The organism is Tahibacter soli, assembly GCF_025717065.2.
Classification (GTDB): domain Bacteria; phylum Pseudomonadota; class Gammaproteobacteria; order Xanthomonadales; family Rhodanobacteraceae; genus Tahibacter; species Tahibacter soli.
In genome coordinates, this window is the sequence record NZ_JAOVZO020000023.1 from 420,872 (window position 1) to 441,550 (window position 20,679).

Here is a 20,679-nt window from a genome sequence, read left to right on the forward strand (position 1 = left end):
GCCGACGCGATCGAGACCGAGCAGGTCTTGCCAGATCGTCGCGAGCGTCGTTTCGACGCCGTCGAGCGGCGCTTCGTACGCGCGGCTCGCGACCGCCGTCGCATCGGGTTCCGGCAGCGCGTTGCGATCGAGCTTGCCGTTCGCCGTCAACGGATAGCGCTCGAGCTGCACGAACGCGCCCGGCACCATGTGCTCGGGCAGCGCGGCCGCGATCTCGGCGCGCAGGTCGGCGACCGACACCGTGGCCGCGTCGTGCGCGATGAAATACGCGACCAGGCGATGGCCGCCGGCGCCGTCCTCGCGCGCGAGCACCGTCGCTTCGCGCACGCCGCGGCACTGGCCGAGACGGCTTTCGATGTCGCCGGGTTCGACGCGGAAGCCGCGGATCTTGACCTGGAAGTCGTTGCGCCCCTGGAATTCGATCGTGCCGTCCGGCAGCCAGCGGCCGACGTCGCCGGTCTTGTACATCCGCGCGTCGCCGCCGGCATGCGGATCGGCGACGAAGCGCTCGGCGGTCAGTTCGGGCCGGTTGAGATAGCCGCGCGCGACCGCGTCCCCGCCGATGTAGATCTCGCCGGTCGCACCGAGCGGCACCGGCTGCCGCGCGCGATCGAGGATGTACAGCTTCGCGTTCGCGACCGGCCGGCCGATCGGCGGCAGCGCGGGCCAGCCGCTCGCGTCGGCCGCCAGCGTGTGCGCGGTCACGACGTGGGTTTCGGTCGGGCCGTAGTGGTTGTGCAATCGCAGGTGCGGCGACTGCCGGAACAGTTGCGCGATCGTCGCGCCGATCCGCAGTTGTTCGCCGGCCGTCACGACGTGCTTGAGGTACGGCAACCCGGCCTGGAGTCGCGCTGCCGCATCGGCGAAGTTCTGCAGGGCGATGAACGGCAGGAACACCTTCCGGATTCGTTCGGCCTGCACGAAGCGGACGAGTTCGGCCGGGTCCTGCCGCAGTGCCTCGTCGACCAGCACGAGGCATTCGCCGCTGCACAGCGTCGAGAAGATTTCCTGGAACGCGACGTCGAAGCCGAGCGCGGCGAACTGCAGCGTTCTGGCGTCCGCGTCGCCGTGCAGTCCGCTGCCGCGCTGCCACTGCAACAGGTTCATCAGGCCGCGCTGCGGCATGGCCACGCCCTTGGGCGTTCCGGTCGAGCCCGACGTGTAGATGACGTAGGCGAGACGATCGGCGTCGCGTCCGGCGACGATCGGGTTCGCGTCGTCCGACGAGGAACCGTCGCAAGCGCCGTCCGCATCGAGCAGCAGCACCGGCGTCGCCGATGCCGGCACCGGCAGGCGCGCGGGCATGTCGGCCTGCGTGAGCCACGCGGCCGGCGCGCTGTCGCCGAGCATGTGCGCCAGGCGTTCGGCGGGATAGGCCGGATCGAGCGGCACATAGGCCGCGCCGGCCTTGAGGATGCCGAGCAGCGCGACGACCATCGCGATGCCGCGATCGAAGCAGACGGCGACGCGATCGTCCGGCTTGACGCCGAGCGCCAGCAGCCGATGCGCGACCCGGTTCGCGCGTGCGTTGAGTTCGGCGTAGCTCAGCGAGGCATCGCGATGCCGCACGGCGACCGCGCCGGGCCGTTCCTGCGCCTGCGCTTCCACCTGCTGATGGATCAGGCGCGCATCGTCCGGTTGCGTCTGCGCGTTGAAATCCTCCAGCACGGTTCGACGCTCGGCGGCGGGCAGGATGTCGATGTCGCCGAGCTTGCGCCGCGGCTGTCCGACCAGATCGCGCACCAGCGCTTCGAGCGTCGTCGCGACGTAGCCGATCATGCGATGCGGATCGATGCCCGGCAGGCAATGCGCCGACATCATGAAACGCCGGCCGAGATCGTCGACGGAGAAGGTCAGCGGATAGTTCGTGCGTTCCTCGCTGAACAGCACGCGCATGCCCGGCCAGACCGGCGCGCCGGTCGCTTCGCCGTGCGCGATGTCGTCGTGGCTGTGCCGGTAGTTGAACAAGGTGGTGAACAGCGGCAGCGGCGCGGCGACGCCGCTGCAGCGCTGCGCCAGCGCCAGCGGCGCCTGTTCGTGCGCGACGAGGTCGCCGAGCCGGCGCCACGTTTCCGACAGCGCCGCGTCGAGGTCGAGATCGGCGAGATCGATGCGCACCGGCAGCGTGTTGATGAACATGCCGAGCACGCGATCGGCGCCCGCCGACCCCTGCAGGCGGCCCGACAGCACGGTGCCGAACACCACGTCGTCGCGACCGCTGCAGCGCGCGAGCACGTGCGCCCACGCGAGATGGAACAACACCGCGGCGCTGACGCCGCGCCTCCGCGCGACGTCGCGCACGCGCGCGGCCAGATCGTCGTCGAGCGGCACGCGCGCCTCGGCGATGTCGTTGCCGTCGCCCTGCACGTCGAGTACGCCGAACGGCGCGGTCGGTTCGGATACGTCGCCGAGCCGGTCGCGGAAATACGTCTCGTGCCGCGCCATCGGCACCGACGCCGTCTGCGCGATGAAATCGCGATACGGCAGCGACGTCGGCAGGCTGTCGGCGCGGTCGTCGAGCAGCGCGCGCACTTCGGCGAGCATCAGCTCGAGCGTGACGTGGTCGCAGACCACGTGGTGATGGACGAGCGACAGCAGCCATTCGCCGCTCGCCGCGTCGAACGCGACGCTCGCGGCCATCAGCGGCGCGCGCGTCAGATCCAGCGCGACCTTGCGCGGATCGGTGCGCGCCAGCAGCGCGTCGAGTACGCCGCCTTCGGGCGCGTCGAGTTCGACGAGGGGCAGCGATGCCGCGCGATGCACGACCTGCACCGGCTGCGCGAGGCCGACCCAGCGCAGCGAGCTGCGCAGGATGTCGTGCCGGTCGATCACGGTCTGCACGGCGCGCAGGAAACGGTCGAGGCGCGCGCGACTGTCGAACGCGACGACCGAGCGCAGCAGGTACGCGTCGCCTTCGTTCTCGATCAGGTGATGAAAAAGGATGCCTTCCTGCAACGGCGACAGCGGATAGACGTCCTGGATGCTCGCCGCGCCGCCGTCGGTCGCGGCGACGATCGCGTCGATTTCGGTCTGGCTCAGGTTCGCGAGCGGCAGCAGGTCGGGCGTCAGCGCGGTGCAACCGGGCGGGATCCGGTTCGGCGGCACGTCGACGGCGGTCGCGGCATCGCCGTCGGCGATCGCCGCGGCCAGTCCCGACAGCGTCGGTGCGGCGAACACCGAACGCACGGCGGCGGCAATGTTTTCGAGGCGCAGGCGTTCGATCAGACTCACCACGAGCAGCGAATGGCCGCCGAGCTCGAAGAAGTGATCGTGGCGGCCGACGCGCGGCAGGCCGAGCAGGTCCTGCCAGATCCGTGCGAGCGTGGATTCGAGGCCGGGCAGCGGCGCCGCGTAGTCGCGCGCGACGATCGCCGACGCGTCCGGCGCGGGCAGCGCGCGGCGGTCGACCTTGCCGTTCGGCGTCAGCGGCAGCGACGCGAGGCGCACGAACGCGCTCGGAAGCATGTAGTCGGGCAGCGCCGCCGACAACGCGGCGCGCAGGTCGGCGATCGACGTATCGCGCCCGTCGTGGTCGACGAAGTACGCGACGAGGCGCCGGTCGCCGGGGCTGTCCTCGCGCAGCACGACCGCCGCGTCGCGCACGCCGGCGTCGTCGGTCAGCCGCGCTTCGATCTCTCCGGTTTCGATGCGGAAGCCGCGCAGCTTGATCTGGCCGTCGTTGCGGCCGACGAACCGGAGGTTGCCGTCCGGCAGCCGGCACACGAGATCGCCGGTGCGATACAAGCGCTCCTCGCCGTCGTCGGCGAACGGGTTCGCGACGAAGCGTTCGGCGGTGAGTTGCGGCCGGTTGAAATAGCCGCGGGCGAGTCCCGGGCCGCCGACGTACAACTCGCCGGTCACGCCGATCGGCACCGGCTGCCCGATCTCGTCGAGTACGCAGGTGCGCGTCCACGCCATCGACGTGCCGATCGGCAGCACGGCGCCGGCATCGAACGTCGCGGCGTCGATTTCGAAGCGCGTGCTGAACGTGGTGTTCTCGGTCGGCCCGTAGTAGTTGAACAGGCGCCGCGGCATGCCGTGGCGGACGATCCGTTCCACCGCCGCGAGCGAAGCGGCTTCACCGCCGAAGCCCACGACGTCGAGCGCGGCCAGGCAGTCGGGCGCTTGTGCGGCGATCCGGTTGAACACGGCCGTCGTCACCCAGAACACGCCGATGCCGTCGGCGCGCAGTTGCGTGGCGAGGCGCACGGGATCGATCAGACAGTCCTTGTCGACGTGCACGAGCCGGCCGCCCTTGAGCAGCGTTCCCCAGATTTCGTACGTCGCGGCATCGAACGAGGCGTTCGACACCTGCGCGACGACGCTCGACGCGTCGAGGTCGTCGAATTCCCGGCACAGCGCGAGGCGAACCACGTTGCGATGCTCGACCATGACGCCCTTGGGCTGTCCGGTGGAGCCGGAGGTGTAGATCAGATAGGCGAGGTGGCGCTCGTGCAGGCCGGGCGTGTCGGGATTGCCGTCGTCGCCTTCATGCGGGTCGACCGCATCGAGCACGAGCGTCGGCCGCACGGTGTTACCGAGGCGTTCCTGCAGATCGCGCTGCGTCACGATCGCGACCGGCGCGCTGTCGTCGAGCATGTAGTTCAGGCGCTCGGCGGGATAGGTCGGATCAAGCGGCACGTACGCGCCGCCGGCCTTGAGGATGCCGAGCAGGCCCACGACCATGTCGAGACCGCGTTCGACGCAGATCGCGACGCGATCGTCGGGCTGCAGGCCTTGCGCGAGCAGCCGGTGCGCCACGCGGTTGGCACGGCGGTTCAACGCGTCGTAGCTCAACGCCGCGTCGCCATGTACGAGCGCGATCGCGTCGGGCCGCGCCGCCGCCTGTGCTTCGAACAGCCGATGGATCAGTTGGCCTTGCGGATAGTCGACCGCGGTGTCGTTGAAATCGACGAGCAGTTGTCGACGCTGCACGTCGGTCAGCAGCGGCAGCCGGCTGACCGGCTGCGCATCGTCCGCGAACAGGCCGTCGAGCAGCGTGAGGAAATGCCCGGCGTGTCGTTCGATCGTCGCATCGTCGAAGAGGTCGCTCGCATATTCGAGATAGCCGGCGATCGTCTCGCCGGCGTCGGTCAGGGACAGCGACAGGTCGAACTGCGTGGTGTCGCGCGGCGTCGGCAACGGCGTCAGGGTCAGGCCGGGCAGGTCGAGCGCGCTCGCCGGCGTGTTGTCGAGCGAGAGCATGACCTGGAAGATCGGGCTGTGGCCGAGGCTGCGCGCGGGCTTCAACGCTTCGACCACTTGCTCGAACGGCAGGTCCTGATGCGCCTGCGCGGCGAGCATCGTCGTCTTGATCTGCGCGAGGAGCTGCGCGACGGTCGGGTCGTCGTCGAGCCGCACCCGCAAGGCGAGCGTGTTGACGAACAGGCCGATCAGCGGCTCGACTTCGGCGCGCAGGCGATTGGCGACCGGCGTGCCGATCACGAGATCGCGCTGGCCGGAAAGACGCGACAGCAGCGCCGACCACGCGCCGAGCAGCACCATGAACGGCGTGACGCCGTGGCGCCGCGCGAGCGCGCGCAGGCCGTTCGTGCGCGCGGCATCGAGCGCGAGCGGCAGACGCCGGCCGCGGTAGCTCTGCACGGCGGGACGCGGATGATCGGCAGGCAGCTCGAGCAGCGCCGGCGCGCCGGCCAGGTGCGCGCGCCAGAAATCGGTCTGCGTGTGCAGAACGTCGCCCTGCAGCCATTGGCGCTGCCACGCCGCGTAGTCGGCGTACTGGATCGAAAGTGGCGGCAGCGGATCGTCGCGGCCTTCGCAGAACGCGGCGTACAGCGCGCTCAGTTCGCGCACGAGCACCGCGATCGACCAGCCGTCCGAGACGATGTGATGCTGCGTGACCAGCAGCACGTGGTCGTCGTCGGCGAGCCGCAGCAACTGGCCGCGGATCAGCGGACCGGCAGACAGATCGAACGGCGCGATCGCCTCGGCGCGCGTCACGCGCACGACTTCAGCGTCGCGTTCGGGCGCGTCGAGCGTCGACAGATCGACGTCGCGCAGCGCGAAGCCGCACGACGCCGGATCGATCACCTGCGCGGGCTGGCCGTCGACGCTGACGAAGCGCGTGCGCAGGCTTTCGTGCCGCGCCACGAGCGCATCGAGCGTGCGCCGCAGCGCCGCGCGATCGAGCCGGCCCTTGAGGCGAAGCCCGGCCGGAATGTGATACGCGACGCTCGCGGCGCGGTCGAGCTGGTCGAGAAACCACAGGCGCTGCTGCGAAAACGACAGCGCCTTCGTCGCGGCGTCATCGACGGGAATCGCCGACAACGTGCTGTTCGCCGCGTCCGCCACGGCTTGCGCGAAACCCGCCAGCGTCGGATGCGAGAACAGATCGCGCAGCGCGACTTCGATGCCGAGTTCGGCACGCAGGCGCGACGCCAGCTGCACGGCGAGCAGCGAGTGGCCGCCGAGCGCGAAGAAATCGTCGAGCCGTCCGACGCGTTCGAGGCCGAGCAGTTCGGCCCAGACGCGCGCGACCGCGGTTTCGGTCGCTCCGGCGGGCGCCTCGTAGTCGCGGCTGACGACGGCCGAGCGGTCCGGCGCCGGCAGCGCGCGGCGGTCGATCTTGCCGCTGACGGTGACGGGAAACGTGGACAGCTGCACGAATGCACTCGGCAGCATGTGGTCGGGCAGCGACGCGGCCAGTTGCGCGCGCACGTCGGCGAGCGAAACCGGCGAGTCGGCGTCGCAGCGCAGATAGGCGACGAGGCGGTTTTCGCCGGGCACGTCCTGTCGCGCGAGCACGACCGCTTCGCGTACGCCGGCGCAGTCGAGCAACCGCGCTTCGATCTCGCCCGGTTCGATGCGGTAGCCGCGGATTTTCACCTGCGCGTCGTTGCGTCCGAGGTATTCGATCGTGCCGTCCGGCAGCCGGCGGCCGAGGTCGCCGGTGCGGTAAAGGCGTGCGCCGGCCGTGTCGTCGAACGGATTCGCCGCGAAACGCTCGGCGGTGAGCGCCGCGCGATCGAGATAGCCGCGGGCGAGGCCGACGCCGCCGATATGGATTTCGCCGGCTACGCCGATCGGCACGAGCGCGCCGTGCGCATCGCAAATGTGGATCTGCACATTCGCGATCGGGCGGCCGATCGGAATCTCGTATGCGGGCAGCGCGTCGCCGGCGGCATAGGCCATCGCCGTTGCCTGGACGGTCGCCTCGGTCGGTCCGTAGACGTTGAGCCAGCGGCTCGACGCGGGCGCGTGATCGGCGAACCACGCCTCGAGCGTGCGCCGCTCGGCCTTTTCGCCGCCGACGACGACCAGGCGCAGATCGCCGATCCGCACACGCGTCGCGGGTTGCGCGGCCCATTGCTGCCAGAACGCGGTCGGCACGTCGGCGACGGTGATGCGCTGCGCCGCAAGGAACGCGAGGAACGCGGCGTCCGGCGCGCGCAGGTTTTCCGGTCGCAGCACGAGACATGCGCCCGTTGAAAGTGTCGTGAAGATTTCCGCGACGGACGCGTCGAACGAGAACGACGCGAACTGCAGCACGCGGTCGTCGGCCGTGAATTCGCAGGTGTCGGCGTGCGTGCGGATCAGGTTGACCGCGTTGCGATGCTCGACCATGACGCCCTTGGGCTGTCCGGTGGAGCCGGAGGTGTAGATCAGATAGGCGAGGTGGCGCTCGTGCAGGTCGGGCGTGTCGGGATTGCCGTCGTCGCTTTCATGCGGATCGATCGCATCGAGCACGAGCGTCGGCCGCACGGTGTTACCGAGGCGTTCCTGCAGACCGCGCTGCGTCACGATCGCGACCGGCGCGCTGTCGTCGAGCATGTAGTTCAGGCGTTCGGCGGGATAGGTCGGATCGAGCGGCACGTACGCGCCGCCGGCCTTGAGGATGCCGAGTAGGCCGACGACCATGTCGAGGCCGCGTTCGACGCAGATCGCGACGCGATCGTCGGGCTGCAGGCCTTGCGCGAGCAGCCGGTGCGCCACGCGGTTCGCGCGGCGGTTGAGCGCGTCGTAGCTCAGCGTCGCGTCGCCGTGCACGAGCGCGATCGCGTCGGGACGGATCGCTGCCTGTGCCTCGAACAACTGGTGGATCAGCTGGCCTTGCGGATAGTCGACCGCGGTGTCGTTGAAATCGACGAGCAGTTGTCGACGCTGCGCATCGGTCAGCAGCGGCAGCCGGCTGACCGGCTGCGCATCGTCCGCGAACAGGCCGTCGAGCAGCGTGAGGAAATGCCCGGCGTGTCGTTCGATCGTCGCATCGTCGAACAGGTCGCTCGCATATTCGAGATAGCCGGCGATCGTCTCGCCGGCGTCGGTCAAGGACAGCGACAGGTCGAACTGCGTCGTGTCGCGTGGCGTCGGCAGCGGCGTCAGCGTCAGGCCGGGCAGGTCGAGCGCGCTCGCCGGCGTGTTGTCGAGCGAGAGCATGACCTGGAAGATCGGGCTGTGGCCGAGGCTGCGCGCGGGCTTCAACGCTTCGACCACCTGCTCGAACGGCAGGTCCTGATGCGCCTGCGCGGCGAGCATCGTCGTCTTGATCTGCGCGAGGAGCTGCGCGACGGTCGGGTCGTCGTCGAGCCGCACCCGCAAGGCGAGCGTGTTGACGAAAAGGCCGATCAGCGGCTCGACTTCGGCGCGCAGGCGATTGGCGACCGGCGTGCCGATCACGAGATCGCGCTGGCCGGAAAGACGCGACAGCAGCGCCGACCACGCGCCGAGCAGCACCATGAACGGCGTGACGCCGTGGCGCCGCGCGAGCGCGCGCAGGCCGTTCGTGCGCGCGGCATCGAGCGCGAGCGGCAGACGCCGGCCGCGGTAGCTCTGCACGGCGGGACGCGGATGATCGGCAGGCAGTTCGAGCAGCGCGGGCGCGCCGGCCAGGTGCGCGCGCCAGAAATCGGTCTGTGTGTGCAGAACGTCGCCCTGCAGCCATTGGCGCTGCCACGCCGCGTAGTCGGCGTACTGGATCGAAAGTGGCGGCAGCGGATCGTCGCGGCCTTCGCAGAACGCGGCGTACAGCGCGCTCAGTTCGCGCACGAGCACCGCGATCGACCAGCCGTCCGAGACGATGTGATGCTGCGTGACCAGCAGCACGTGGTCGTCGTCGGCGAGCCGCAGCAACTGGCCGCGGATCAGCGGACCGGCAGACAGATCGAACGGCGCGATCGCTTCGGCGCGCGTCACGCGCGTCACTGCTTCGTCGCGTTGCGACGCGTCGAGCGTCGACAGATCGACGTCGCGCAGCGCGAAGCCGCACGACGCCGGATCGATCACCTGCGCGGGCTGGCCGTCGACGCTGACGAAGCGCGTGCGCAGGCTTTCGTGCCGCGCCACGAGCGCATCGAGCGTGCGCCGCAGCGCCGCGCGGTCGAGCCGGCCCTTGAGCCGAAGCCCGGCCGGAATGTGATACGCGACGCTCGCGGCGCGGTCGAGCTGGTCGAGAAACCACAGGCGCTGCTGCGCGAAGGTCGTCGCGCACGGACCGTCGGCGGCCTTGCGCGCGACGACGCGACGACCCTGGTCGTCGTGCGCGCCCTGTTCGAGCGCGGCGACGAGTTCGTCCTTTCGGCGCCGGATGTGTTCGAGGACCGCGTCGGTCAAAACGCCCTTCGGCCCCTTGAATTTCAGGTTGCCGTCGACGACGCGCGCCTGGATCGCGTTGGCGGTCAGGAACGCCAGAATCTCTTGGGTATTCACAGTTCGATCTCTTCGAGGTCGGCCAGCTCACGATCGATCGCCGCGCTCAACGCGGCGACGGTGGGTATCTCGAACAGCGCGCGCAGCGGCAGGTCGATTTCGAACCGGCTCCTGATCCGCGCGATGACTTGCGTGCCCAGCAGCGAATGCCCGCCGAGCGCGAAGAAGTCGTCGAGGACGCCGACGCGCTCGCGCCTGAGCAGATCGGCCCAGATCGCGGCGACGGCGTGTTCGGTCGGCGTGCTCGCCGGCACATGGGCGGCGCCGCGCCAGTCGCCGTCGGGCAGCGGCAGCGCGCGCCGGTCGATCTTGCCGTTCGGCGTCAGCGGCAGCGCGTCGAGGAACACGTAGGCCGACGGCTGCATGTAGTCGGGCAGGCGCGCCGACAGCCAGCCGCGCAGCGCGGCCGGTTCGGGACGGCGCTCGCGCACGGTCACGTAGGCGGCGAGGAAGCGACCGCGCACGTCGTCCTCGCGCGCCATGACGACGGCGGCGCGAACGTCCGGATGTTCGCCGAGCAGCGCTTCGACGTGGCCGGGCTCGATACGAAAACCGCGCAGCTTCACCTGGGTGTCGGCGCGGCCGACGCATTCGACGTTGCCGTCGGGCAGGTACCGGCCGAGATCGCCGGTGCGGTACATGCGGTCGCCGGCGTCGCCCGTGAACGGATTGACGAGAAAACGCTCGCGCGTCAGCGCCGGATCGTCGAGATAGCCGCGCGCCAGGTGATGGCTGCGGATGTGGATTTCGCCAAGCTCGCCGACGCCCGCGCGGCGGCCCGCGGCGTTGAGCACGACGAGCTGCACGCCCGGCATGCCGCGGCCGAGCGGTACGACCTGACGCAGACGCTGCGCGGCCGATTCGCGGTCGAGGTCGTAGTAGCTCAGCGCGCGCTGCGTTTCCGTCGCGCCGTACGTGTTGACGATCTGCGCGTCGGGCGCGTGCGACTGCAGACGCACGACGTCGCGCCGCGTCAGCACGTCGCCGATCAGGAACGCGTGGCGCAGCGCCGGCAGCCGCATCGATTCCGGCGCGTCGCACAGCACCTGCGTTATCGCGGGCGTGAGATGCGACACCGTCACGCCGCTCTCGATCATCCACTGCGCGAGACGGCCCGGCACGATCGTGTCGGGCGCCGGCACGTGCAGGCTCGCGCCGAGGTACAGCGCGTTGAAGATGTCGCGCTGCAGCGGATCGTGCGCGAGACCCGAGAGCAGCGAGAAGCGATCGTCGGCACGCAGATCGAAGTGCTCGCGCAGCCACGGATAGAACCGCGTCAGCGGCCCGTGCCGGCTCTGCACGGCCTTGGGCTTGCCGGTGGACCCCGACGTGAACGCGATGAGCGCGATGTCGTCGGCGCCGATAGCCACCGGCCGTGCGCGCCGGCCGTCGAATCGCTGCAGTTCGGCGCTGCCGTCGATGTCGCGCAGGTCGAGACAGGCCGTGCCCGGCGCGACGACGTCGCGCGGATCGGCGGCGGATGCATCGGCGATCTGCAGCCACGCGGCGGCGGGCGCGACTTCGAGGCACGCGCGCAGATGCCCGGCCGGATACGCCGGGTCGAGGATCATGAATGCCGCGCCCGTCTTGAGGACGCCGAGTATCGCCGCGACCAGCGTCGCGTTGCGCTGCGCGTGGATCGCGACCACCGCACCGGGCGTCACGTCGCGATCCTGCAGCCAGCATGCGATGCGCTCGGACGCGGCGTCGAGTTCGCGATAACTCCAGCGACGCTCGTGCGATACCACGGCCGGCGCGTCGGGCGTCGCCGCGCAGCGCTCGGCGAACAGCTGCGGCACGGAGCCGACGAAGTCGCGATCGAGCGCGATCGACGGATCGGGCAGCACTGACGCTGCGTGCGCGGTCAGGAGGCCGTAGTCGTCGATCGTGCGATCGGGCGCCGCAACGATCTGTTCGAGCAGGTGTTCGTACTGGCGCAGCAGCTCCTGCATGCGGGCGGCGTCGAACAAGGCGCTGTTGTACACAAGGTGCAATTTCAGCCCCGCCGCCGTCTGCTCGGCATAGACCGTCAGGTCGAACTTCGCGTCGAACTGCGCGCCGTCCATCAGCGCGACGTCCAGTTCCTCGGCGCGGTACGCGAGCTCGGGCAGGTCGAGCATGTTGAAGAACACCTGGAACAGCGGATTGCGGCTCAGGTCGCGCTTGAGCGGCAGCGCATCGACGATGCGCTCGAACGGCACGTCGCTGTTGGAATAGGCGTCGAGCGCGGTCTGCCGCGTGCGCGCGAGCAGCTCGCGGAACGTCGGCCGGCCCGAAAGATCGGCGCGCAGCACGAGGTTGCCGAGAAACAGGCCGATCAGGTTCTCGAGCTCCTCGCGATGGCGGTTGACCACGGGCGTTCCGATCAGCAGATCGGTCTCGCCGCTGTAGCGCGACAGCAGCAGTGCGAACGCCGACACGAGCGTCATGAACACGCTGGCGCCCGCCTCGTGACCGAGCTTCGCCACGCGCTGCGAGAGCGCCGTGTCGATCGTGCGCGTTTCCGAACCGCTGTCGAATCGCTGCACGGCCGGGCGCGGCCGGTCGGTCGGCAGGTTCGTCAGTTCCGGCGCGCCGGCGAGCTGCCGCGTCCAGTAGGCGAGCTGCGCGTCGAGCCGCTCGGCTTCGAGCGTCTCGCGCTGCCAGTGCGCGTAGTCGGCGTACTGCAGCGCCGGCGGCGGCAGCGGCGACGGCCGCGACTGCCGCAGCGCGTCGTACAGCGCCAGCCATTCGCCGACGAGGATGCGCATCGACCAGCCGTCGCAGACGATGTGGTGCACGTTGACGAGCAGCACGTGCTCGCCGGCGTCGAGGCGCAGGAGTTTTGCGATCAGCAATGGGCCTGCGGCGAGATCGAACACGTGATCGGCGTGCGCGCGCTCGTGCGCGGCGACCTGCGACGGGGCGAGGTCGACGACGTCGATCGGCACGTCGAGGCTCGGCGCCACCTGCACGCGAACCTCGCCGTCTTCCGCGACGAAGCGGCTGCGCAGCACTTCGTGTCGCGCGACGAGCGCCTGCAGGGCCGCGCGGAACGCGTCGACGTCGAGGCGGCCGGCGAGGCGCAGGCTCACCGGCATGTTGTACGTCGTGCTGTCGCCTTCCATCGCCTGCACGAACCACAGTCGCTGCTGGGCGAACGACAGCGGCAGCGGCCGGCTGCGGTCGGCGACGACGATGGTGCCACCGGCGACGACGCCTGCCGCCGGTACGCGCCGGGCGAGCTGCGCGACCGTCGGCGCCTCGAACAGCGCGCGCAGCGGCAGCGCGACGCCCAGGCGCGACTGGATGCGGCTCGACGCCTGGATCGCGAGCAGCGAATGGCCGCCGAGTTCGAAGAAGTTGTCGTCGCGTCCGATCTGCGGCACGCCGAGCAGGGCCTGCCAGATCCGCGCGATCTCGCGCTCCGTCGTGCCGACCGGCTCCGCGTAGGCGCGCGTGACGACCGCGTCGAGGTCCGGCGCCGGCAGCGCCTTGCGATCGAGCTTGCCGTTGGCGGTCAGCGGCCACGCGTCGAGCGCGACGAACGCGCCGGGCACCATGTATTCGGGCAGGGTTTCGGCGAGCGCGGCGCGCAGATCGGCGACCGATGGCGCGGGCTGTGCCGGTATCACGTACGCGACGAGCTGCTTGCCGCCGGCCGCGTCGTCGCGCGCGACGACCACCGCTTCGCGCACGCCGAGCAGCGCGGCGAGCCGCGATTCGATCTCGCCCGGCTCGATGCGAAAACCGCGCACTTTCACCTGGAAATCGTTGCGGCCGAGGTATTCGAGCGTGCCGTTGGGCAGCCAGCGCCCGAGATCGCCGGTCCGGTACAGCCGCGCGTCTGCGTGCGTCGAGAACGGGTCTGGCGCGAAGCGTTCGGCCGTCAGTTCCGGCCGATGGAGATAGCCGCGCGCGACGTTCGCGCCGCCGATATGGATTTCGCCGGCGACGCCGATCGGCACCGGCTGCCCGTGCGCGTCGAGCACGTACAACCGCGTGTTGGCGATCGGCCGGCCCATCGGCACCTTGCCGTCGTGCAGCGACGCGTCGCACCGCCAGAACGTGACGTGCACGGCGGCTTCGGTCGGGCCGTAGAGATTGTGCAGCTCGACGTGCGGCAGCAGGCGATGAAACTGTTCCTGCAGCGACGGCGGCAGCGCCTCGCCGATGCACAGCACGCGGCGCAGGCTCGCGCACCGCGCTAGATCGGCGTGATCGAGGAAGATCTGCAGCATCGACGGCACGAAGTGCAGCAGCGTAATTTTTTCGTCGCCGACGATATCGCCGAGATAGCGCGGGTCCTGGTGGCCGTCCGGACGCGCGATCACGAGGCGCGCGCCGCTCGTCAGCGTCACGAAGAATTCCCACACCGAGACGTCGAAGCTGAAAGGCGTCTTCTGCAGTACGTGCTCGCTCGCGTCGAGCCGGTACTCGCCGCGGTTCCAATGCAGAAAATTCAGCACGCCGTCGTGCTGGTTCATCACGCCCTTGGGCCGGCCGGTCGAGCCGGAGGTGTAGATCACGTAGGCGAGGTTTCCGGCATGCAATCCGAGCGCGCGCGGATCGGGATCGTCGTCGCGCTGTCGCGCGAGCAGCGAGACGGTGTCGGGTGCATCGAGCACGAGCGTCGCGGCGGCGCCGTCGAGTTCGCGCAGGCGGGCATGCAGCGACTGCTGCGTCAGCACCGCGACCGGCGCGCTGTCGCCGAGCATGTACGCAAGCCGGTCGGACGGGTAGGCCGGGTCCAGCGGCACGTAGGCGCCGCCGGCCTTGAGTACGCCGAGCAGGCCCGCGACCATGTCCATGCCGCGTTCGAGGCACAGCGCGACGCGATCGTCGGGACGGATGCCGAGGTCGATCAGCCGGTGGGCAAGCCGGTTCGCGCGCCGGTTCAGCGCGTCGTACGTGAGCGATTCGCCGTCGAAGACGAGCGCGACGGCATCCGGCGTCGCGGCGGCCTGCGCTTCGAACAGTTCATGGACCAGCGCGCCTTCCGGATAGTCGACGGCGGTGTCGTTGAAATCGATCAGCAGCTTTCTCTGCTCGTCGCCGGTGAGCAGCGGCAGCCGGTCGACGCTTTCCGCGTCCTGGTCGACCATGGCGGCCAGCAGCGTGTTGAAGTGGCCGGCATAGCGGGCCGCGGTCGCGGCGTCGAAGAGGTCGGTCGCGTATTCGAGGTATCCGTCCAGCGACTCGCCGCCGTCGGCGAGAAACAGCGACAGGTCGAACGGCGTGGTGCCGCGGTCGATTTCCGTCGCGGTCGCCGACAGGCCGTGCCACGCCGACGCGCCGGTGCCGGGCGTGTTGTCGAGCGTCAGCATGGCCTGGAAGATCGGGCTGTAGCGCAGATCGCGGACCGGGTTCAGCGCCTCGACTAAGCGCTCGAACGGCAGGTCCTGATGCGCGTACGCGGACAGCGTCGTGGCCTTGATCTGCGCCAGGAGCTGCGCCACGGTCGTGTCGGGATCGAGCCGCACGCGCAAGGCGAGCGTGTTGACGAAGAAGCCGATCAGCGGTTCGAACTCGCCGCGCGGACGATTGGCCGCCGGCGTGCCGATCACGAGGTCGCTCTGGCCGGCGAGGCGCGACAGCAGCGCCGACCAGGCGCCGAGCAGCACCATGAACGGCGTGACGCCGTGCCGCCGCGCCAGCGCCCGCACGCCGGCCGTCAGTCGTGCGTCCACCGCGAGCGCCAGGCGGTCGCCGCGGTGGCTGCGCACGGCGGGACGCGTGCGGTCGCACGGCAGTTCCAGCAGTGCGGGCGCGCCTTGCAGCTGCGCGCGCCAGAAGTCGGTCTGCGTCCGCTGCACGTCGTCGCGCAGGCCTTCGCGCTGCCAGGCGGCATAGTCGGCGTACTGGATCGCGAGCGGCGCCAGCGGATCGGCACGGCCTTGCGCGAACGCGCCGTACAGCGCGCGCAGATCGCGCAGCAGCACGCCGATCGACCAGCCGTCGGTGACGATATGGTGCTGGGTGACGAGCAGCACGTGCTCGGCGTCCGACAGCCGCAGCAGCCGTGCGCGGATCAGCGGTCCGGTGCCGAGATCGAACGGCGCGACGGCTTCCTCGCGGCCGATGCGCGTCACGGCTTCGTGCTGCTGTGTGGGCGTCATCGCGCGCAGATCGTGCTCGGTCAGCGGCAGTATCGCGTCCGCGGCGATCGACTGCATCGGCTGGCCGTCGACGGTGACGACGTGCGTGCGCAGGCTCTCGTGCCGCGCGACGACGGCGTCGAGCGCCGCCTGCAACGCGGTGCGATCCAGCGGACCGCGCAAGCGCACACTGATCGGCAGGTGATAAGCGAGGCTCGCGGCCGGATCGAGCCGGTCGAGAAACCACAGGCGCTGCTGCGCGAACGACAGGGGCAGGGCGGCGGTGCGCGGCACCGGGGCGATCGCGGCGACGGGCGCGCGTTCGCCGTTGCGCGCGATCGTCTCGGCCATCGCGGCGATCGTCGGCGCTTCGAACAACGTCGCGAGCGACAGCTCGACGCCGAACCGTGTCCGCACGCGAGAGATCAACTGCGCGGCGAGCAGCGAGTGGCCGCCGAGCGAAAAGAAACCGTCGCGCGGCGAAATCCGCTCGACGCCGAGCAGTTCGCGCCAGATGCCAACGAGCTGCCGCTCCGTCTCGCTGCCCGAGTCGTCGTCGCTTCCCGCGTCGCCGTCGCCCGGCGACGCGACCGGGTTGTGCCACGCGTCGATCGCGGCCAGTTCGCCGGCCTCGAACAGCTGCCTGCACAGGCTGCGCTGCAGCTTGCCGCTCGACGTGCGCGGCACCTTGCCGGCCTTGACCAGCAGCATCGCCGCGATGTCGAAGATCTCGTGCTGCTCGGCGATCTGCGCGGCCAGCCGCGGCATCACCGGGGCCAGCACGACCTTCTGCCGCGCTTCGAGCTCCTGCACGATGACGAGGCGCGTACGCGCGCCGTCCTGCACCGAGAACACCGCGCATCCGTTGGCGCGGAACGCCGGGTCGACCGCTTCGATCGTCCGCTCCACGTCCTGCGGATAGACGTTGCGGCCGTTGAAGATCATCAGGTCCTTGATGCGGCCAGAAATATACAATTCTTCGTCGTGGATGAAGCCGAGATCGCCGGTGCGCAGATAGCACGTCGATTCGCCGGCGATCGTCGCGCCGAAGGTGCGCATCGTTTCTTCGGGCCGGTTCCAGTAGCCCTTGGCGATCGAAGGGCCGTGCGCCCAGATCTCGCCGACGCGGTCGTCCGCGAGCGCTTCGCACGTGACGGGATCGACGATCCGCACGTGGTGGCCGTTGAGCGCCGCAAGACCCGTCGACACCGTCTCGATGCATTCGCCGTCGACGTCGTGCCGCACGATCCGGCCCGCCGCGAGTTCGTCCTTGCTCACCGGCAGCAGCGGCGGACGTCCGGGCAGGCGGCTGCAGCCGCTGCTGGAAATCATCAGCGTCGCCTCGGCCATGCCGTAGCCCGGCGTCATCGCGTCGGGGCGCAGGCCGCACGGCGCGAAGCGCTCGGCGAAGCGGCGCAGCGTTTCGGGCCGCACCGGCTCGGCGCCGTTCAGGAACGTCGTGAGCGAACGCAGGTCGAGCGCGCGCATCTGCTCGTCGGTGACACGGTCGATGCACTGGTCGTAGGCGAAATTCGGCGCCGCGGTGAACACCGCGCGGTAGTCCGAAATCGCCTTGAGCCATCGGTACGGACGCATCAGGAACGCGGACGGCGCGAACTGCACGCAGTGGCCGGCCGCGTAGACCGCGTACAGGATCATCCCGATCAGGCCCATGTCGTGGTGCGGCGGCAGCCACGACACCATCGCCTCGCCGGGCGCGACCGGGTGCGCGGCGTGCATCTGTCCGAGATTCGCGAAGAGGTTGCGGTGGCTGACCATCACCCCCTTCGGCGTGCCAGTGGAACCGGAGGTGTATTGCAGGAACAGCGTGTCGGTCGACCGCAGATACGGACGGCGCCACGGCTCGGAGGCTTCGCCGAGTTCGGTCGCGCACAGCCACGTGAGTCCGTCGAGCAGCGCGTCGCCGTCGCGGAGTTCGGCGTCCTGCTGCATCTGCCGCATCTGTCCGACGATGGCCGCGGGCGCCAGCGCGATGCTCGCCCTCGCGTCGCGCGCGATGCCCTGCAGACGCGGGAACGTGCGCGACGTGGTCGGCGGCAGCGCCGGCACCGCGATCAGCCCGGCGTATGCACAGGCGAAGAACGCGACGACGTAGTCGAGGCCCGACGGATAGACGAGCAGCACGCGGTCCTGCGCCTGCGTCAGCGACTGCAGGTGCGCGGCGAGCGCGCGCGCCTTGCCGTCGAGCTGCGCGAACGTGAGCGTGCCGCCCGCGTTGTCGCCGTCGTCGAGATGCGTGAACGCGAGATCGTCCGGCAGGCTCGCCGCGCGCTCGCGCAGAAGGTCGACCAGCGTGTCGGGGTGTGAATGCGTCGATCGGTCCATGACGTCTTGCTTCCTCGGGTGTTCTATGGCGCCGGCAGGTTCGTCAGGCGCACTCGCGCTCGACGAGGCCGGCGCCGATGCAGTCGAGCACGGCCTGCTGCTCGGGCAGGATGAAAAAGTGATCGCCGTCGAACCAATGCACGTGGCAATCGGAAAGGGTTTCCCGGCGCCAGCCTTCCACCTGTTCGGCGGTGCGGTTTTCGCGCCGGCCGGCCAGCACGGTGATCGGCATCGTCAGTGGCAGGCCCGGCCGGTACACGTAGTCGTCGACCAGCGCGAAGTCGGCGCGGATCGTCGGCAGCAGGAGGTCCATCAGTTCGCGATGCGCCAGGACGTCGGGCGGCGTGCCGTTGAAGTCCTTCAGCACGTCGATCAGTTCGGGATCGGGCAGCGCGTGCAGGCGCCGCGACGGTGCGCGGAACTGCGGCGCGTCGCAGCCGGAGACGAACAGGTGTTCGGGCATCCGCATGTAATGCAGCTTCTGATAGCGCGCGAGTTCGAACGCGATCAGGCCGCCGAGGCTGTGGCCGAAGAACGCGAACGGCAGGCCGTCCTGGCGGCCGATGACCGGCGCCAGCGCCCTGATCAGTTCGGGCAGCGACGTGAACGGCCGCTCGGCCATGCGGGTGCCGCGGCCGGGCAGCTGCACCGCGCACACTTCGATCGCGGGGTCGAGCCGCGCCTGCCACGGCGCATACACGCTCGCGCTGCCGCCGGCGTAGCAGAAGCAGTACAGGCGCAGGCGCCGCTTCGCGTTCTTCGGATCGCGCACGAGCCAGGGTGACGTGTGCATCGCGCGGCCTCAGACGGTTTCGGCGACGACGCGCGGTTCGACCGCGCCCGTATCCGCCGCCGCGTGCGGCGCGGCCGGCCGCAGGTGGCCGTCTTCGAGCCGGATCACGCGATCGGCGCAGTGGAAGTACGCATCGTCGTGGGTGATGACGACGACGGTCTTGCCGCGCTGCGCGAGGTCCGGCAGCAGTTCGGTGTAGAACACGCGCTTGAACGCGGGGTCCTGGTCGGACGCCCATTCGTCGAACACGCAGATCTGCCGGTCTTCGAGGTACGCCGACACCAGGGCCAGGCGCTTGCGCTGTCCGGTGGACAAGTTGACAGTGGAAAATTTTCCGTTGTCGACGGTGACCTTGTGCGCCATCTCGAGCTTGCGGATGTAGTGCGTGGCGCGCTGTTCCACCGCTTCGCGGTCGGTGCCGAGCAGCTGCTCGAACAGGTGGAAGTCGGCGTACACCGCGGAGAAATACCGGCGGTAGGCGTCGAGGTTTTCGGCCGTCACCGGCACGCCGTTGAGCCGGATCGCGCCGCTCTCGGGTTCGTAGAAACCGAGAAGGATCATCGCGAGCGTCGTCTTGCCGCTGCCGTTGCCGCCGGCGATGAACAGGATTTCGCCCTGGCGGACGGTCAGGTCCATCGGTCCGAGCATGAAGGGCGCGTCTTCGGTCAGGCCCGGGTAGTGGTGGCAGACGCCGCGCAGTTCGAGTTGCAGCGGCGACGCGCTCGCGAACGGGTCCGGTCCGGCCGCGGCCTCGGTCGGCGTCGCCAGCGCGTCTTCGAGCTGCCGGATCTTGTCGAGCGACACGTTCGCCTGGCGCAGCACCGGCAGGCAGAACACGAGGTCGCTGATCGGCCGCACGAGAAACAGCAGGATCAGCGTGAACGTCGTCAGCACGTTCGCGCGCTGCGGCAGCAGCGCCGGAATGACGAACAGCAGGACGCCGATGATCGCGTAGAACAGCACCAGCCCGACGTTGGAAATCCACGTGTACGTCGTCATCGTGCCGAGAAAGAAGCGGCGGAAGTCGCGCGCGTCCGGCGCGATGACGTCGTCGACGAAGACGCGCCCGCGATCGGCGTTGAGCTGCAGCTCCTTGCTGCCTTCGATCAGGCCGGTGAAATGCACGTACAGGTTGTCGAGCTTCGCGCGCAGTTTCACCATCTGGCGCAGCGGGTAGCGCTCGGCGCGCAGATACCCGAACAGCGACGCCGTGATGATGCCGGCGAACAGGAGGAACAACGGCCACGACAGCCATGCCATGTAGGCGAAGCAGGTCAGGAGGATCACGCCGTTGCCGAGCGCCGCGGGCAGCGCCTGGAACGCCTGCACGAAAGCGCTGATGTCGTTCGTCATGATCGCCATCAGCTCGGCCTTGCCGATCGCCTGCTGCTTCTTGAGCGGCGTCGCCAGCAGCTTGCGGCTGAGCTCCACGCGCAGCCGCAGGATCGCCGACTGCACGAGGTGCATCAGCGACAGTTCCGAGATCGATTTCGCCGCGAGATAGGCCAGGCACAGGCCGAAGAACAGCCATGCGTGGGAGGCGCGCCCTTCGCCGAGGATCGCGTCGCTGATGACCTTGGCGAGGCTCGCGCCGGCAAGGCCGCTCGCGACGCCCGCCACGACGGCGAACAGCACCAGCTTCCACGACTCACGAACGAGATAGGAAACGATATTCATGCGCGGCGTTACTTTGAAGTGGCGAAAGGGATCGAACGACAGGTCCGTGTCGCGCGGCGCCTCGCGGGGCCGCGTCAATCCGGTAACGACCGCCGGCTCGGAAGTGTGAAAGGCTAACGG

Annotated in this window: 4 protein-coding genes (1 of these 4 running past the window's edge); all 4 read right to left on the bottom strand. The window is 69.8% G+C overall.

Translation table 11 applies throughout. The features are described 5' to 3' along the window. Tightly spaced (at most 43 nt apart), the 4 genes in view from OD750_RS26975 to OD750_RS26990 form a layout consistent with a single transcriptional unit that may run on beyond the window. Positions 1 to 9,666: the 5' portion of a non-ribosomal peptide synthetase gene (locus OD750_RS26975; RefSeq protein WP_263542528.1), read on the bottom strand. It extends 6,777 nt beyond the left edge of the window; only the first 9,666 of its 16,443 coding nucleotides appear in the window; the start codon lies at positions 9,664 to 9,666; its stop codon lies beyond the left edge, outside the window. Beyond that, on the bottom strand, positions 9,663 to 18,089 hold the full coding sequence (locus OD750_RS26980; RefSeq protein ID WP_263542527.1) for a non-ribosomal peptide synthetase: 8,427 nt from the start codon (positions 18,087 to 18,089) through the stop codon (positions 9,663 to 9,665). Before OD750_RS26980 ends, OD750_RS26975 begins: the two co-directional genes overlap by 4 nt. Positions 18,090 to 18,132: 43 nt before the next feature. Next, positions 18,133 to 18,882 (bottom strand): thioesterase II family protein, encoded by a 750-nt coding sequence (locus OD750_RS26985; RefSeq protein WP_263542526.1) that lies wholly within the window; start codon positions 18,880 to 18,882, stop codon positions 18,133 to 18,135. 9 nt (positions 18,883 to 18,891) lie between these two features. Then, the gene (locus OD750_RS26990) at positions 18,892 to 20,559 is read right to left on the bottom strand and encodes a cyclic peptide export ABC transporter (protein ID WP_263542525.1); all 1,668 of its coding nucleotides are present in this window, start codon (positions 20,557 to 20,559) and stop codon (positions 18,892 to 18,894) included. Positions 20,560 to 20,679: the final 120 nt, after the last annotated feature.

What these genes read in the sequence shown, in the direction of transcription:
- OD750_RS26980 (WP_263542527.1), bottom strand. Translation starts at nt 18,089, where the DNA reads ATGGACCGATCGACGCATTCACACCCCGACACGCTGGTCGACCTTCTG.
- OD750_RS26985 (WP_263542526.1), bottom strand. Translation starts at nt 18,882, where the DNA reads ATGCACACGTCACCCTGGCTCGTGCGCGATCCGAAGAACGCGAAGCGG.
- OD750_RS26990 (WP_263542525.1), bottom strand. Translation starts at nt 20,559, where the DNA reads ATGAATATCGTTTCCTATCTCGTTCGTGAGTCGTGGAAGCTGGTGCTG.